Here is a 16,345-nt window from a genome sequence, read left to right on the forward strand (position 1 = left end):
CCTGTCACGGAGCCTCCCGCGATTTGTTGGCTATCGCCGCGGCGATAGCCGCAAGCTGCGCTTCGATGCCAGCGTCGATCACGGCCATATCAGTCGAGAGAATGCAGGCCTCGGGCCCCAGCGTCTCGTCGGCGTCGATTTCCACCGACATGCCGAGATCGCTGTCCTGCAAGGCGACGTTCAATTCGTCGCGCAGCCTGGCGACATTCTGCGGATGCACGCGAAACTTCAGATATTTGGCGCGTCGGACTTCGGAAATAGCTTGCCTCGCCGCCTTGGCGACCAAGGTTCCGACATCGAATTGCCCAAGCACGCGGCGTACCACATCGAGTGCAAGACCGGCTACCTCTGCCTCAAGGCCCACCAGATAGTGGTCGACCTTGGCGGATGTGTCGGTGACAAGACGCGCGGCATCGATTTCGCCCTGTGCCTTGCCGTCCTTGTAGCCCTGCGCGTACTCGGCTGCGTAGGCACGCCTGGCTGCGTCGTTCAGCTTCTGCGCTTCCGCCTTGGCCTCTTCGATAAACGTGTAGCCGTCCTGCCACGCGCGCACCTCATCCGCACGCACAATGCGCGCACGCGGACGCGGCAATCTGGTCTGGGTGGCGTCCGCGCTTGCCATCTTGCTATTCCATGGCACGGCGCAGGATGCGTGCGCCGAGCTCCGCGACCTGCGTGGCGTCGCCAAGGCCGGGCAGTCCGTTCGCCAGTCTCAATCGCACCCGTTTGCCGAGTTGAGGCGGCATGTCCTGTAGCCACGATTCAAGGCAGTTCAAGCCATCGGCAAAGATCCGGCCGCTCAAGCCATCCAGCGGCTCCAACGGTCTGACTGGACCGGAAATGTCCCTGTTGGCCACCGCAAATGCACAAAGCTCGGGCCCCAGGGCGGTCTGGATGGCGCCAGCCTGACGCCCATCGATAACAGCGGCGAGGCTGTTCGCCCAATAGATGGCGCCGGCCCGCAATGCCAGTCTTTCGAGGTCCTCACCGGAAACAAGCGCGATCTGCCGGTCGATGTGATCGGGCGGCTGAGGCGGATCGTCGGTCGTCAATTCGTGACGTTCGGCGAGGAGTTTCGACAGTCTCGGCTGCAAGCGAGGTGTCTCCAGCATGCGCTCGCATGCCTCGAATCCGACCTTGCCGTCGAAACAGTCGGACAGCCATCCCGCATCGGCATAGCCGGCGGGATTCGACCAGAATTCCTGCCAGTCCGAATGGACGGCTTCCTCTTGGCCGGCCAACTGTGTCATGCCTTCTTCACCGGCACCGCCGGCACCTCAAGCGCATAGACGCTCGGTCGCCGGTACCAGCGCAAATAGGCCAACCATCCTGCAAGAACCGCGATGACCGCCACCAGCCCGTAGAACAGCCACTGCGCGGCCGCCACGCTGTCGGGGTGTAGCCACAGTCCCAGGAACGACGTAAAGCCTGCCTCGCCGGTCGCCGGTTCTGGCGTTGCCGCCACCGGTACGAGCGTCACAGACACGTTGTCATAGGTCAATCCGGCGACACCCTTGGCCACAAGCATCTTCACCTGCGGGATCAGTTCGTTCATCGAAACCGAAGCCCGATGACGGATGAAAACCGATGCCGAAGACGGCACCAGCCCCTGCTTCAGCGGATCGTTTTCGGGCAGCACCAGATGAACCCGTGCCGACAGCACCCCATCGATCTCGGATATCGTGCGCGAGAGCTCCTGGCTGAGACCGTAGATCATGGTCGCCCGCTCTTCGGCCGGCGACGAGACGATGCCGCTGCGCTTGAAGACCTCGCCGAGCGTCTGGAATTCCTGCTTCGGCAGCCCGCTTTCATCGAGGATCGCCATCGCCTCGGCAAAACGATCCTTCTCGACGAAGACCGTCATTGTTCCGTCCTTGCCGGCCTCGCGCTGAGCCGGAATGCCGTGACGGATCAAGGTGGCGACAATCTCGTTGGCCTGACGCTGGTTGAGGCCGGAATAGAGTTCGACGGAACAGGCTTGCAACACGAGCATGGCCGACACGGCCAGCATCGCACGCAGCCACCGTCCGAAATGAAGCGGCGCGAACGGGCGCAACAGCGACGATATCAGCTTCCCCACCACTGCGAGTGCCTATTGCTGCTTGATGAGGGTGCTCGTGGATGACGTGACGGCGGTCACGCTGCTGGTCACCACTTCGAGATTGGCTGCGGCCCACATGACCGAGATCGAACGGTTGAGAAGCTGTTCGGCATTTTGGGCCGGCGAACTGGTTTCCTCACCTTCCGTGGCACCAGCCACATCCTGATTGCCATTCGTCCTGGCATCCGACTGGACGCCGGCCTCTTTGAGGGCCGCCTGCACCTTCTGCATCGTCCCTTCCAATGATTTCACGGCCGAGCCCAGAAGAGCGGATGTATCGGAAGCCTGACCGCCTCCAGATTTTTCTACCTGTGTCAGATATTCGAACAGCTTGTGCTCGCTTGTCGCATCGACAGGGTCCAGGTTTTGCCGCTGCGCAGCGGTGGAAGGGGCGGTCTGTGGAGCATCCTGTGCCACCTGCTGGCTGGCACCGGTAGCAGCGCTCGTTTGCTCGGGTTTCTTCGCATTGAGGACTTGCGATTTCGGGTCGGCTGCATTCGTGCCATTGCCGGGCTGTGTGGCCGAGCCGGCCGCCACCTGCTGCTGCAACGCCATCCCGGTGGACATGTTTGAAAGCGCGACTTCCAGCGCTCCGATTGGTGCAACTTGCATCAGCGTGCCTCCTGCCCCTGTTTCGGCTTTTCGGCGGGAAAGACCTGGGATTCCGCCTGCCTGCCCCGAAAAACTCTAACCGGAACAGCCTTTTGTGTGCTTTGTTTCGTGTGGTTCGAGATGCCGAGCGTCTTCTTGACCAGGTCGATGTAGGATGGTGGACCGGCCACCTGGACCACATCGTCCTGCTGCGAGACCTTCAGTGAAAAGCGCGGATCGATCACACCAAGCCGGGTGAGTTTTTCCTCTGCTCCGGCAGCGGCGTTGGCATCGAGCGGGATCGCCTCATTGCGAACTTCGGCTTCAGTCGCGACGTTCAGCACAAGGCCATCGAAATGCCAGACAAGGCCGTAGCGATTGCACAGCTCATCGAGAAATGTCTTTGCGGTGCCAACCGGCATCGTGCCGCTCAAGCGCCCCTTCACCTGATCGCTGACCCGCACGGTCACACCCATGTTGCGCCCCAGTTCGATCAGCGCATCGCGCACCGACTGGTCGACCGTGATGTATTTATACGGGCCGTCCGGCCAGCGCGGCTCAGCTGCCGATACGGAAAGGGTCGAAATGCCGAGGATGCAAAGGCCTGCGACACCGGCTGATTTCAAAGCAGCGGCGGTGAAAGACAGTCGATCCGAATTGCAGGAAACAAGTCCCGTCAACATTGATCCTATCGAGAAAGACCGGCTTTTCGCCAAGCTGGCCATGCAACATTCACCCGCCGATTCACTCTATCGCGCACATGCTGAAATGGGAAGTCCAATTGGATTGCGAATGCAAAATCAGTTCCAAATGTTGCGCACACTCATGAAAGCGATATGGTGCGCTTCAATCGTGATCACGGGATGGTGATCGTGACCACAACGGATATCTCGATGACGACACGATTGTATCTGTCCGCACTGTTTGCGGCCTTCGCAGTCACGGCGACCCCGACCGACGCGCAGACCAATTCAGGCTACGATCCACGCAGTTGGGCTTATGATGAGGCCACCAATGCGGTAATCCCGCCATCGTCGCTCGGCCAGGCTGATGAGCCCGCGGAGGACGAAGGTCCGCCTCCGTCATGGTCGCCCATTCCGAAGCAGGTCGTGAGTTTCAACGATGCACAGCCTGCCGGCTCGGTCATCGTCAACACCGGCGAGCGGCGACTCTACTATGTGCTCGGCAACGGCAAGGCGCTTCGCTATGCCATCGGCGTCGGCAAGGAAGGCTTCGAGTGGGCGGGCCGCGACAATATCTCGGACAAGAAAGAGTGGCCGGACTGGCGGCCGCCGCAGGAGATGCGCAGCCGCGTCGCCGCTACCGGAAAATCGCTACCTGTTCATGTTGCCGGCGGTCCGAACAATCCCCTCGGTGCAAGGGCCCTTTACATCGGCAATACACTCTACCGTATCCATGGTACGAACCAGCCTTGGACTGTAGGCAAGGCGAATTCCTCGGGATGCATCCGCCTGACCAATGAAGACGTCATCGATCTTTACACCCGTGTGCAAGTTGGAGCCCAGGTTATCGTGAGGCAATGAAGCCTCGCTAAAAATACTTTTCAGCAGCAGAGAAATGTTTGAATGACACAATGATCCCCTTTAATATCAAGCAATTAGAGACATTTCTTCTGGTTGCCGCCTTTGGCAGTTTCCGCAAAGCCGCAGAACGGCTGAACACCACCCAGCCCGCAGTGTCCACGCGCATTGCTGGTCTCGAGGAGGCGCTGGGTGCCAAGCTGTTCGAACGTCAGGCCAGCACTGTGCGCCTGACCGTGCAGGGACAGCAGTTGCTTCCGTCTGCGCAGAGCGTGCTGAAAGTAGCCGAACGGCTGCAACTGACGGCCAAATCGCTCTCGGAAACCACCGGCGTGCTGCGACTTGGCGTGTCCGAAACCATCGTCCACACATGGTTGCCCGATTTTCTCAAGCAATTGCAGGCTAACTGTCCACTCGTCGATGCCGACATCCTCGTCGATTCATCGGCAACGTTGCGCAGCGAGCTGATGTCTCACCGCATCGATCTTGCGTTTCTTATGGGTCCGGTCTCGGAATATGCGATCGAGAACATCAATATGCCGCCCTTCCCACTCGTCTGGGTCTGCGCTCCAAATCTAGAGCTTCCGAAGGGCCGAAAGTTGACTTTGTGCGAGCTGACCCGCTTCCCCGTCATCAGCTATGCCCGCACCACGCGCCCATATACCGAGATCTACCGAAAGTTCAGCCGCGATCTTGAAGAGATGCCGCGCATCTTTCCCGCCAATTCGATCGCGGCCGCGCTTAAGATGGCGATGAGCGGAATTGGCATCGCTTCGCTCCCGCACGATGTCGTCCTGGAGCATACGATGGCTGGGAAATTGCGCATCGTCGATTGTGATTGGCATCCGTCCGAGCTGGAATTCACGGCCTCCTACTCGTCCGAACCGTCCAATCCGCTGGCGGAGCAGGCTGCCCAGCTGGCAGCCTGCACTGCCCATTCCTATGCGGTCAGCGCCGGCAGAGCGCGAACCCAATAATTACAACCGGTCTCGATCAACCCACCGCGACGCTCGGCAGATAGATGCGGTCCCCGGCAAAGACTACGTCGGGGCTCAAGATATGATCCATGTTGAGCACCACCGTATCGGCCACATCGGCAGAATTGGCCGTTGCGATGAGCCGGATGCTGTCGCCGTTCTTCACTTCCACCCACCGGTAGCCGTTCTGCTCCAGCTTGGGATTGGTGCGGCCATCGGGATTGCTGGAACCGCCGGGATGAGGCTCCACAAGGTCTGCGGAAACCCAGCCATGATGAGCCTTCCCGTCTGGCCCGTAACCTTCGACCGGAAGCCAGACCTTTCCTGAACCATCGGTCGATGGCTTGTCAGTCTGCTCAATGAAGGTGCCGGGCTGCAGAACCGTGACGACGGTCGAGTCGCCATCGGGGCCAGTGCGCAGGTTCAGGCCATCATCGGCGAGAACGACGAGTTGCGGGAAGTCATCCGGTTTCGTTTCCGGATCTGGCTTGTCCGTGCCGTCATTGGGCTGCGTTCCGTCCGCACCAGATTTGTCGTCCGGCTTTTTCGGTTCGGGCACCGGAACGGGTTTCGCGGCTTTCCACGGTTCGCCAAGCAGAGCGTCAATCGAGAAGAGCAGCATGCCGACGCCGAAGGTGATGCCAAGGGTCCACCGGTCCCACGCGGCCCATTTCTTGTCGGATTTTTCCGCCGCAGCGATATCGGCATCAGTGCGTGGCACCGAACGGCTGTTGACGCGATCTGTCCTGATCGCCGACGCCCAGAATTCGGCGCAGCCGAAGGTGAACATCGCTCCTGCCACCGTGGCGATCGGCGCTGGCCATGAGTTCACCGTATAGACGGCGCAGCCCAGCACATATCCCGGACCGGCCAGATATTCGGCCAGGTTACGGATCACCGGCCTGCCGGTGAAGGACTGCAGCATCGACTTGGTGCCATAGACGACATTGCCCAGCGTGAAAGTGCTGTTGACGATAAGATCCTTGCCCTGCACCACGCCTGTCGCTGCGCCCGGCGCTGCGGCAATGAATGTGGCTCCGCCCAGCGCATTGAGGAACCGTCCGAATGGCTTGTGGGCCGCGGTCGCGTTGGGGAACACGGCCTGCGCCCCGAAAACCAGGCCGCGCACGCCGAATGAGACAGCTCCAGCCGTCGCGGTCCAGGTCGGTGGCAACGTGCTCCACAACGTGTAGGACGTGCTGGCCATCGCGCCGAAGGTATCGAGAGCAGCCTGATATTCCTTGGTTCGTGCATAGGCCAGAGCACCGTCGACAAGGACCCGCTGGTCCGCCGTCATCGACTTCTTGTGGGTCGCCCGGAACGTCGTCAGTTGCAGGACCGAGAGCCCATTGGTCTGGTCAACGCCCATCCACTCGAACTGCTCGAGGGTGAACTTCCGGAACTGACCAGGGCTCATTTCCTCGAACTGCTTGCGGGTCACCGCTTCTATCTGCGGCTGCGTCAATGCTTCGGTGTGATGAATGGTGAAATCACCCCACTGATCGCGGGTCAGCACCGGAATTTGCTTGTCGGTCAGCCATGGCACCTGACGCGGATCGAATTTCGTCATGTCCAGGGAGCCGACCATCGTCTCGGGAACCGCCTGGACCTGGCGTTCGCCAAGGTGCTTTAACAGCCCCACTTCTCCCAGTTTCTCGAATTGCGGCGACGTGAATTTCGCGACCTGGCCTGGCTTGAACCAAGGAATCTGTCGGCCCTCCAGTGTCGACACGTCCACGAATTCGATCTTGTCTCCCTTAATCGCCTGCACCTGTGGCTTGATCAGGTAGCGCGTAAGGCCGGCGGTGCCGAGATCCACGAACTGCTGTCCGGTCATGTTGCTGACCTGGCCCTTGGTTACCCACGGGATCTGCCTCGCGTCGAGGCCCGCGATATTCACGAAACCCGTCTTCGATTTCGGAATTCCCCGCAACTGGCTTTTGGTCAGGTACGGAAGCAAGCCAGCCTGATCCATGTCTTGGAACTGTGGCTCCGTGAACTCTGCCACCTGTTCACGCTTCAACCATGGGATCTGCTTCGACTGGAAATCTCCCATGTTGAGATTCTGGACCTGGTCAAGCGGGATCGCTCTGACACCGTCTCGGGTAAGCGCCCCGTTGTTCGAAGCGGCCTGCGGTCCTTGGGCCGGCGTCGCCTCGTCGGGGTTCGGTGGCGGAGCGCCATCCGGCACATGACCTTCAGATGCACCGCGTATCCAGGGAAGGACAGTCGGTTCGCCACTGTCGGGGTCGTAGACCAGGATATGCGTCTTGGTGGCTGTCTCAGGGGCATCCGCCGCCAGTCGCGGTCCGTCGGACGGCGGTATGTAGACCTGTTCCGGCCCTCTGGGGTCGGTTCCCAGCATAGCGGCAACGATGACCTCGCCGTCCTTGTCTTTGAGCGCGATGGTTCGAGGCGCTTTGACCGCTGCCGGCTTGTTGTGGCCGAAGATGTTGCCGATGATTCCCGCCTGATCCAGCGCTCCCTGGAGTTCCGCGGAAGGCGGCGCATCCAGGAAAACCCAGCGTGGCTGATATTTCGGATTCTCGTTGTGCAGCGCAACGTCCTTATTGATCTGTTCCTGAAGTTTCGGCGTCAAAGGAACCTCGCGCATCTGCGCGACGCCGTTGATGGTAGTCCAGCGGTGATACGTTTTGACCTCGATTGCCTCGATGTCATTCTTGCTCTTGAAAACAGGCGCATCCACATAACGACCACCTTCGCCGAAGACGGGGTGCGGCCCGGTTGGATTGGCCTGGACAGGGAAATGTGCCTCGCCGAGCGAGCCGTTGAGTTCGCGGGTGTAGACCTCACCGGCCTTCCATTTCTCCGGCTGCCGCATGTTGCGGATCTGCTGCAACGAGAAAGTGGTCGGCGGTGCCGCCTCCAGCGCCTTCCTGACGGGCGCGGCCTCCACTGCCTTCTCGCCCGCGGGTATAGCCCCGTCGTCCGGCTTTCCTGTGCCACCCGGAACATGGTCCTCCGAAGCGCCGCGCGTCCAGGGCAGGACATAGGCCTCGCCTGTTTCCGGATCGCGGAAGAAGATATGCGACTTGTGCATCAAGTCGGGTTCGTCGCCGCGAGCCTGCGGACCATCCGCCGACGGCACATAGACGCTCTCGGCACTCTTTGGCAGCGGCCCGAAGCGGGTTGCCGTGACGAAGTGCCCATTCTCGTCCCTGATCTGCATCGGTCCACTGTTGCGGCGCCCGACTTGCGACGAGAGCAGCGTCATGACGCCGTCGGCGACGTTCTGGCGCATGAAGCCGCCATCGACGATCGCGGAGCCGAATTCGCTACGGAACTGCGCTATCGCCGCCAGTTGATCGGGCCGCGCCGTCGTTTCCAGTTGAGCGAGGAACTGATCGAGGGACTTCTCTCCACCCTTCGGGATGCCAGTGGCGGCGCCATCGCGCGAAGGCTCGACAGCGCGCGCAATCCAGGCCGGAACAGACAGTCCCTCGCTTTGCCCATCGGATGTTTTGAATGTCACCTGGGCCGTTTCGTCCTTCGCGATGGAGCGCGCGGCCGTGGGTGCCTTCGACTTGAACTGAACCCTGACTTCAGCGCTGTATGCGAACGCTCCTCCAGGCAGCGGCGGCGTCGAAAGCGAGGCGGTGTAGCGCGTCGCCGGCGTGCCGTCCGCCCCATAGAGGTTCTTGTAGATATTGCCCGCGTTCGGCATGTAGCGCGACTGCGGGGCGCCATCGGACTGGAAGCGAGCCGGGAGCCATGATTTGACTGTCGACTTCACCTTGTAGGTCAGTGACGTCGTGATCTTGTCCGGGTTCGTGCCGAGTACGCCTGGCAATCCATTGCGATCGTTGAAGATGACATCGACCAGCATCGCTTCGGGATTGAGGACGCGCACCTTCTCTCCGGTCAGAAGAACGATGTCGGTGCTCGGCGTCTTGCCCGGAACGGCAGAGAGCCGCAATCCGCTGATCGTCGGTTCGTCGGCGTATAACACCGTGTTGGACGGATCGATTTGGCCGGCCCCGACCAAGTCGCGGATCGACCGAATGCCGTTGCCCTGCCCAACCGCTGCAACAACCTCGGCAGCTTTCGCCGGATCCTTGACCACGAACTGGACCTTCAGGACCGTCGAGCCGAGACTGGACTGGATCTGGTCGTAGGTCTGTTTGGAGACGACATCGCCTGGCTGCAGCGTATCCTTGACAGGCAACTCCGGACGCATCTCTACGCCCACGCGTGGAAGTGCGTCGATCGCGTCGACATGGTTGGCGACGATCGGCAGCCGCAGGCCAGCCTTGGTCTCCGTCATGACGCGATCGAAGGGCAGCGCGCCTTCCAATTCGACATGGCCGGCCTTGTTTTCGGCAGGCACGCCAAAGAAATCATGCTGGCCGGGCTTGAGCGTAGCCTTTGTTCCCTTGAGCGAGGGGGAATAGGTCAACTCGATCACCGTGCCCTCGCCGTCCGGTGTTTTTCCGACAATGACGGCATCCAACGGCTTGGCGTCATAGCCAGCCTTGTCGCTGAAAATGCCCGCGCTTGCCTCTCTCGACAGGTCTTTGGCGCGGACCGGCAGAGCCGTCTGCTCCGAGACCGGCCAGACGCCGGCCTGCAGCGCGGTGATATTCCTGTATTCGCGAGCGCGGTAGGAAACGACGCCCTGCGTGCTCAACGCATCCTTGAACGGCGTGATGCTGCGTTGGCTGAAGCTGTCGACGACAGACCATCCGATGAGACCGAAATCGGTCTTGGTACCGACACCAAAACCGACGGCAGCCAGAGTCGGCGAACCGATGTCGAAGGCCTGCCCGGTGTTGAGGCGCACCCGGAATGTCACGCCGACACGAAAGTCCGGCAAGACCTCGCGGATGGGAGTCCGCGGTACCTGGACGCCATCCGGTCCGTAGCGTTCGGCCATTTCGCGACTCGAATAGTAGCTTTTTTCCTTTTCGTATCGAGCCAGCAATTGCTCAGGAGTAAGTTTCAAGACCTCTCCATCGGGTCCCTTTTCAAGATAGGCCGACGGCGTCCCTTCGTCCTTGCCGCTGGTGTACACGTAGCCGCTGGTGTCCCTTTCCCGCATGCCGGTGAAGGTACGTGTCGTCGGATCCCAAACGAGACGCACGGGATCATCTCCCGTGACCGGCTTGTCCGGTACGATGATGGGGTCGCTGTCGCTCGGCTTGCCGGCATTCCCCTTGACGGGGCTGCCCGCGACGCGGGCGGGCGTCACGACAGGGGCCTCCCCGTCACCTGATGGATCGCTCTTACCGCCAGTGGTCTGTTCGTGTCCGGCCGGCAGAGCGCGCGGACCGGTGGGATTGGTACCTTCCGGCGTGCCATCGGGACCATTCCGAGTGCCAAAGTTGGTCCCCGATCCGCCAAGCTTTTCACTGACCACCTCGCCCTGGATGACGATTTCATCCGGGCTCGGCATGACATATCTGCCTGTCGGCCTGTAAACGCCGTCGGAACCGGCTTCATAAACGTGGCGCGGCCGAGGCTCCGAACCCGAGTCGCCTGCAGGCGGCGGAGGCGGCGTATCAATTGGCGGTATGTCGCCGGATGAGGGACCGTCGCCACCACGTGGCCCTGATGCTCCGGGCATGTTGTTCAGCAGTCCACGGCCACCGAGGCCAGTGCCGACGGCCCCTGTGCCTATGCCCACGATGGCATTGGCGAGTTCGGCAAACGACATCTCACCGCCGTGCAGTGCAAGGTCCTCCACAGACCGCATCAGTATCGGCACGCCGGTGGTCAGGCCCGCGGCATCGAGGCCCCAGGCGGCAGTATTGAGCCTGCTGCCACTCTGCATGAAGTTGCTCACTTCGCCGGCATAGGACGATTGGGGCACATTCACCTTGAATTTGCCGATGCCCCAGCTGGCATCGGCCATGCGTGTCATGCCAAATCCACCCTTGAAAGCCTGGAACGTGGATAAGGACGAACTGGACTTTGCCAGTCCGATGGTTCGCAACGAACCTGCGCCAACTGGCAGGAATGAAACGACGCCGGTCGCGATGTTCCACGCGGACTGGCCGTCGAATTCGCCGCCCTGCAGCAGGTGCTCGCCTTCCTTGTACAGGGTCTTGCCACCAAGGGCCGCACCGGAAGTAAGTGCGATCGGTATTGCCCACTGACCACCAGGGATGAAGGACACAATGGTGGCGGCACCCGCTACGATGCCAAGGCCTATATCCGTGGCCTTGTCCAAGAAATCTACCTTGCGTCCGTCGGCGACCTCCAACTCGTCGAGCGTGAACTTTCCGTCGGCGCCAAGCGACATGTTGCCGCCTTTCGCCATGACCAGCTTGCCCTTGTCGCTGAAGATGCGGTTCTCGTGCTGGAATTCATCGAAGCTGCTGTAATATTTGCCGGAGGTGTCGACGTAGCCAACTTCCTTGCCGCCACCATCCTTGATGGCAAACAGCGCCGTCATAGACTCCATCCCGCCGTCCAGCGAGAAGATCGGAACGATCTTCACCTGGGCGTCGTCGCCGGCACGATCATGGATCTCGTCAGTAACTTTCTCGACTCCCTCGCTGGAGGGGTCGAGCCCGAGCGTCTTTGCGACGGCGCCGGTCAGCTCATCGGCCTTATATTGCTTGTATTCGCCGGTGAATCCCTTGTCGTAGAGGTTCTCGAACTGGACCTGATATCCGGCAAGTGCTTTGTCTCTGTGCTCCTGGAAATATTCGTTCTTGAGTTTCGATTCACGCTGCGCCATGCCGCCGTCATCGAAAAGTTTGAAGTGGCCGGCCGAGAAGCTGTACCAGTCACGCGCCACTACCATCGCAGGCCGGGACTCGGTCTCCCACTTCTCCAGTTGTTTCTTTTCATCCTCGGCCCTGCCACGATCGATTTCGGCAGCGGCGACTTCGGGACGGACCCACAGCTTCTGGCCGTTCATCTCGATCTGGACAGCCTTGCCGCTGTCGCCAATCGCACTCGGCCCCTGTTTTCCGTAGGCCGCCGCGACTTCCGGCGCGACCCATATGTCGCGACCGTTGACCGTGATCTTCACCGGTTGCTCGCCTGGCTTCAGCGTGCCCGCGGGTGCTTCAATGGTACCGCCGCCGTGTTCTTTAATCGCCTTCTCGAGAGCCGTGTCTGCGTTGACGAGTTTGGTCTTCGCATCTTTCAACCCGGCATCAAGCAGCTCGACCTGTGTGCCGATTATCTTGGCTTTGGCCGCCTCCAACGCCGATACTGAACCCGTGCCGCCCGGGGTACAAACCGGCGCCGAAGTCGGCGTGCTCCGCGTCGACGACATCACTTCCTGGTACTGCTTGTTCAGGGAGTTGTTGCGGAAATCATCCCTGATCTTCCCGTCGTTGAGATCGTAGGTTAGCTGAACCTTCAGAACGTTGGTGTCGTTGTTGTTTTCATCCAGAAAGTTGTCGTTCTCGTAGGTATTGACCATATAAAGCTGGCCATTTTCCTCCTTGAACTCCTGTTTCAGGAGCTTGCCGGTGAACTCGCCCTTGGCGTTGGTGTACCCTTTCTCGTCGAAATGATGCGGATTCCTCTCCCTCGCCTGCGCGATGATTTGCTGCTTGATCGGCTCGACACGAACGGCCAGATTCGCACCCTCTTTTTGCGCAACTCCGTACTGCGCATAGGCTTCAGCCAGGGTCACCTGGCTGCCCGCCGCCTTTTGCAGCGTTTTTAGACCGTTGAGCCGTTCCGTAATCGCCGTATGTTCCGGGCTTCCCGGCTTGGCGTCAGTAAGTTTCAACTCCAATTCGGTCGCACTGACCATCTGGTCGACGGTAGCCTTGTTACCGTTGGCGGTGTGCAAGCTTGATTGGATGAAGAGGTTGGAGACTTCCGAGTGTTTGGCTTTGGCGTCTAGGTTGATCTCCACGTTGCTCGGCCCGCCGACATTGCCTGCTGCAGGCTGTTTCGGGTCGTTGATAGCCGGCAAAGTTGCCTGTTTGCTGATGGCCGCGAGAAGGTCTTTCTCGGCCTGCGCGTATTCGGTCTTGGCAGTCGCGGCCTTTTCAAGCACATCGTTGGCGAGGGTCAGTCGCTCTTGCGCCTGGGCGAGTGTGCCTTTCGGGGTCGGTGCCTTCCATTCCAGACCGTAGGGGGCCAATGCCTTGTCGAGCGTCGACTTGGCGGAGTTCATGGCTTCCTTATAGGCAGGGTCCAGCGCGTAGACGTCCAGCTGCGCCTGGCTTTGAACGGGCTTGGCCTGCGCCTCGCCGAGACGTGCAACGGCCGCGTTCTCCGCGGCGATCGCCTTTGCCACTTCCGGATCGAACCATTGCCAATTTCCGTCGACCATGAGCGGCACCCACTTGCCGCCGGATTTGGTTGGTTCCTTCGGCGGGTCGCCAAACGGGCCAACGGTCGTGGTGGAGCCATCGAGCTTGGGCTGTCCGGGTTTTCCGCCGTCGTAGTTCTTGATCGCTTCCTTTACCGCCTGTTGCTTGTCTGCGACGTCCTTGAGCAACTCGGGGCTTGCTCCGCCGAGGATGCCTTCCAGAGTGGTTTTAAGGACCGTATCTGCCTTGGCTGTCTTCGGGTCCTTGCTTTCGGGGTTGATCGACAAGAGCAGCGCGGCCAACGGCTCTTGCGCCGTACCACTCTTGATATCGAGGTTTGCGCCGGTGTTGTTGTTGTGCAGCGTTATCTTGCCATCCGGCTTGGTGGTCAGCGTATAGCCGTTGGCGGTGACTTCGACGGTGACACGCGTCCCGTTCTCGATCCTGATCTTTTCACCGGAGTTGATAATGTTCGGATTGCGCTTTTCGAAAAGCTCGGGGTTCGTCTTCCTCAACTCATCCAGCGTAACGCCGTGCGCTTCGGCAATGATGGTCAGGTTATCGTTCGGTTTAACTTCGTAATCGATCGGCTTGCCACCGTTGAGTTTTTCGGTGGTCGTCTTGGTGATCCGACCATCCTTGTCGGTGACGGTTTTGACCTCGGTTCCGGTCTTGGCGTCTACAACGATTTCGGTCTTCTCGTTCGTTTTGATGTTGCGGTTGATGGTGGTGGTATTGCCGTTGCCGTCGCGCGCAACGGTGGTCTCGGTATCGCCCTTGGTGGTGACCACCTTGCGCTCGCCGGACTGGCGGTTGTGGGTATAGACGGTCTTTTCCTTGGTATGCGGATTGTCGAGCTCGACCGTCTGGACGCCGTTGCCGCGTGGCGGCTCCGTGTTCTTGACCTGATAGCCGGCCGCCTGCAATTCGGCGATCACCTGTTCCTTGGACAGGTGCCGGTCCTGCGCGATTTGGTCGACACTCTTGCCATCGGCGAGATCTTTCTGGATGCCTTCCGTCGTCGAGCCGCCAGGACGTTGTGAAGGATCGAGAACGGTTTTTTTCCCGTCGGAAGCCGTTACCGTAACCTTGGGAATGGAAGGTCCGCCCTTCGACGTCACCGTTTCCACGGTGGTGCCGTTCGGCAGCAAGGTTCGTTCGGTGTTGCTGGGACTGCCGGCTTCCTCCGAACGGGTCGTTATGGCCCCCGTATCGCGATTGTCGCGGCTCGTCGTGGTCTTTATGTTGTTGGGATCGCTGGTGTCCTTGATCACCGTCGTTTGGGTATTGCCGTTGTCGCTCGACGGAGCGGTGACAGTGACTTCTAGGGTTTTACCCGCATTGATGGCCGCAACAACATCCTCGGGTTTCATCCCTCGTTCAGTGGCGATCTTGTCGATGGTTTTGCCCTTCGCCACATCGTCGGCAATGCTGCGAGCGGTTGTCTCGGTGGCGGAATCCTTGTCGGGCGTGCCGGTGTTCAACTTGACAGGAGCGAAGGTCAAGGTCGCTGGTGGAGTGTACAGCGCTGGTTGAATGCCCCCGCCATTGTTCGGTGTCCCGGCGTTGGCGGGAACGCTTCCGTTCACAGGCGCCGCTGTGGGTTGCTGCAAGGCGTCGAGCTTGCCAGTGATCTCAGAAAGTTCCTTGTGTGCCGTCGTCGCCCACTCACGCTCGCCCATCTTGTTGGCGAGCCTGATCTGTTCCCTCAACTGAGCAGCCTGGGCTTCCAGATGCGCGATCTGCGCAGCATTGGCTTTAGGGTCGACTCTCGGCGCCGGGTTCAGCTTCGGCATAATCGGACGGACCACGTGAACGACCTCCGCAATGTGCTTTGCCCCTTGGGGCTGGCCGAAGGTCCGTCCGATAAGCACCCGGAAAGATGCTAGCGAGCGGCCTTCCAATAAACGCCGAAGGCAGCGAGCTGCTCTTGCGACTGTTTGAGTTTCTCGACAGCATCGACATCGGACAGCGGCGCGGCCAGAGCGACCAGGATTTCAACCGCGGCGAATGCCGGCACCATGCTTGGGAAGAACGAACCTGAATTCGACGTCACCACGATCGTTTCGCGCGCCAGGCGCGCCAGCGGCGAAACGCTGCTGTCGGTGATGGCCAGCACCGCCGCGCCCTGACTGGCGGACTGACGGGCAAAATCGATGGTTGCGCGCTCGTAAGGCGCGGCTCCGACGACAAGCACGACGTCGCCGGTCTTGGCATCCAGCAGCGCCTCGGCGCCAGTGCCGCAGGAATCCGCCACGAACACGGTCCTGCGGCCCTCGTTGAGGAGCGGCGAAACCGTCTGTACAAAATGGCCGACGACCGAACGCGAGGCTCCGAAGCCCAGACCGAAAATGGTCTTCGAGTCAGCAATCAGCCTGGCGGCCGCCAGAAACTGCATCGCGTTGCCATATTCGCCGAGACTGGCGACCTGAGCGGCGAGCGTGTCCGCCGCGATACCGGCTGCTGGATAATCCTGCTCTTGCTGCGGCGGCAGGCCGGGCCGAATCGCCTCGCCCGCACCGCGGTCACGCAGAGCGCGCGCGTACAGGCTGCGCATGTCTTCATAGCCATCGAGGCCTAGCCAACGCGCCAACCGCATCATGGTGCTGTGCGACACGCCTGCCTGACTGGCCTGCTCGCGCATGGACATCAAGGCGACGTCCTGAGGATGGTCGAGCACAAAACGCGCCGCAACCTGCAACTGCGGCGGCATCGTCTCGAATCGCTCCACGAGCAGTTCCGACAAAGGACCTTTTTCCATTTCCATAAACCCCAATTTGCCCGGTTCGAATTTACCTGCTGCCAGCCGGCAATGCAACAGTTGGAATTTTCATGTTTTCTATATTCCAAATGGACTTTCTATTTCTGCGGCACTGCACTAAGTTCGAA

General features: G+C 60.4%; 9 protein-coding genes. 2 read left to right on the forward strand and 7 right to left on the reverse strand.

Going from position 1 to position 16,345, the window contains the following annotated elements; translation table 11 throughout:
- Positions 1-4: 4 nt before the first annotated feature.
- From sctL to AO692_RS10260, 5 genes are read right to left on the reverse strand one after another with little or no spacing between them, the layout of a single operon-like run.
- Positions 5-622, reverse strand: coding sequence for a type III secretion system stator protein SctL (gene sctL, locus AO692_RS10240; protein ID WP_054309956.1), 618 nt, complete (start codon positions 620-622; stop codon positions 5-7).
- A gap of 4 nt (positions 623-626) precedes the next feature.
- Positions 627-1,250 carry a SctK family type III secretion system sorting platform protein gene (locus tag AO692_RS10245; protein WP_054309957.1) on the reverse strand — a complete coding sequence of 208 codons (624 nt, stop codon included), beginning with the start codon at positions 1,248-1,250 and terminating at the stop codon, positions 627-629.
- Positions 1,247-2,083, reverse strand: a complete 837-nt coding sequence (gene sctJ, locus AO692_RS10250) for a type III secretion inner membrane ring lipoprotein SctJ (RefSeq protein WP_244483306.1) — start codon at positions 2,081-2,083, stop codon at positions 1,247-1,249. The genes AO692_RS10245 and sctJ overlap by 4 nt, the downstream gene beginning before the upstream one ends.
- A gap of 9 nt (positions 2,084-2,092) precedes the next feature.
- Positions 2,093-2,656, reverse strand: a complete 564-nt coding sequence (locus AO692_RS10255; protein WP_210168294.1) for a hypothetical protein — start codon at positions 2,654-2,656, stop codon at positions 2,093-2,095.
- A gap of 56 nt (positions 2,657-2,712) precedes the next feature.
- Entirely contained in the window at positions 2,713-3,375 is a 663-nt protein-coding gene (locus AO692_RS10260; protein WP_244483307.1) for a type III secretion protein, read from the reverse strand.
- 189 nt (positions 3,376-3,564) lie between these two features.
- On the opposite strand from AO692_RS10260, the gene AO692_RS10265 reads away from it, so the two are divergent.
- Positions 3,565-4,236 (forward strand): L,D-transpeptidase, encoded by a 672-nt coding sequence (locus tag AO692_RS10265; RefSeq protein WP_244483308.1) that lies wholly within the window; start codon positions 3,565-3,567, stop codon positions 4,234-4,236.
- A gap of 38 nt (positions 4,237-4,274) precedes the next feature.
- Complete coding sequence (locus tag AO692_RS10270; RefSeq protein WP_244483309.1) at positions 4,275-5,210, forward strand: LysR family transcriptional regulator; 936 nt, start codon at positions 4,275-4,277, stop codon at positions 5,208-5,210.
- Positions 5,211-5,226: 16 nt separating this feature from the next.
- Here AO692_RS10270 and AO692_RS10275 read toward each other — a convergent pair whose 3' ends face one another.
- Positions 5,227-15,267 (reverse strand): LysM peptidoglycan-binding domain-containing protein, encoded by a 10,041-nt coding sequence (locus tag AO692_RS10275; protein WP_152979788.1) that lies wholly within the window; start codon positions 15,265-15,267, stop codon positions 5,227-5,229.
- 74 nt (positions 15,268-15,341) lie between these two features.
- Positions 15,342-16,202, reverse strand: coding sequence for a MurR/RpiR family transcriptional regulator (locus AO692_RS10280; RefSeq protein WP_082407305.1), 861 nt, complete (start codon positions 16,200-16,202; stop codon positions 15,342-15,344).
- Positions 16,203-16,345 lie beyond the last annotated feature (143 nt).

Origin of the sequence: Mesorhizobium sp. 1M-11 (genome assembly GCF_001303895.1) — a bacterium.
In the GTDB taxonomy this organism is placed as follows: domain Bacteria; phylum Pseudomonadota; class Alphaproteobacteria; order Rhizobiales; family Rhizobiaceae; genus Mesorhizobium.

Coding starts and splice junctions, on each gene's coding strand:
- sctL (WP_054309956.1), bottom strand. CDS start 622: ATGGCAAGCGCGGACGCCACCCAGACCAGATTGCCGCGTCCGCGTGCG.
- AO692_RS10245 (WP_054309957.1), bottom strand. CDS start 1,250: ATGACACAGTTGGCCGGCCAAGAGGAAGCCGTCCATTCGGACTGGCAG.
- AO692_RS10255 (WP_210168294.1), bottom strand. CDS start 2,656: ATGGCGTTGCAGCAGCAGGTGGCGGCCGGCTCGGCCACACAGCCCGGC.
- AO692_RS10260 (WP_244483307.1), bottom strand. CDS start 3,375: ATGTTGACGGGACTTGTTTCCTGCAATTCGGATCGACTGTCTTTCACC.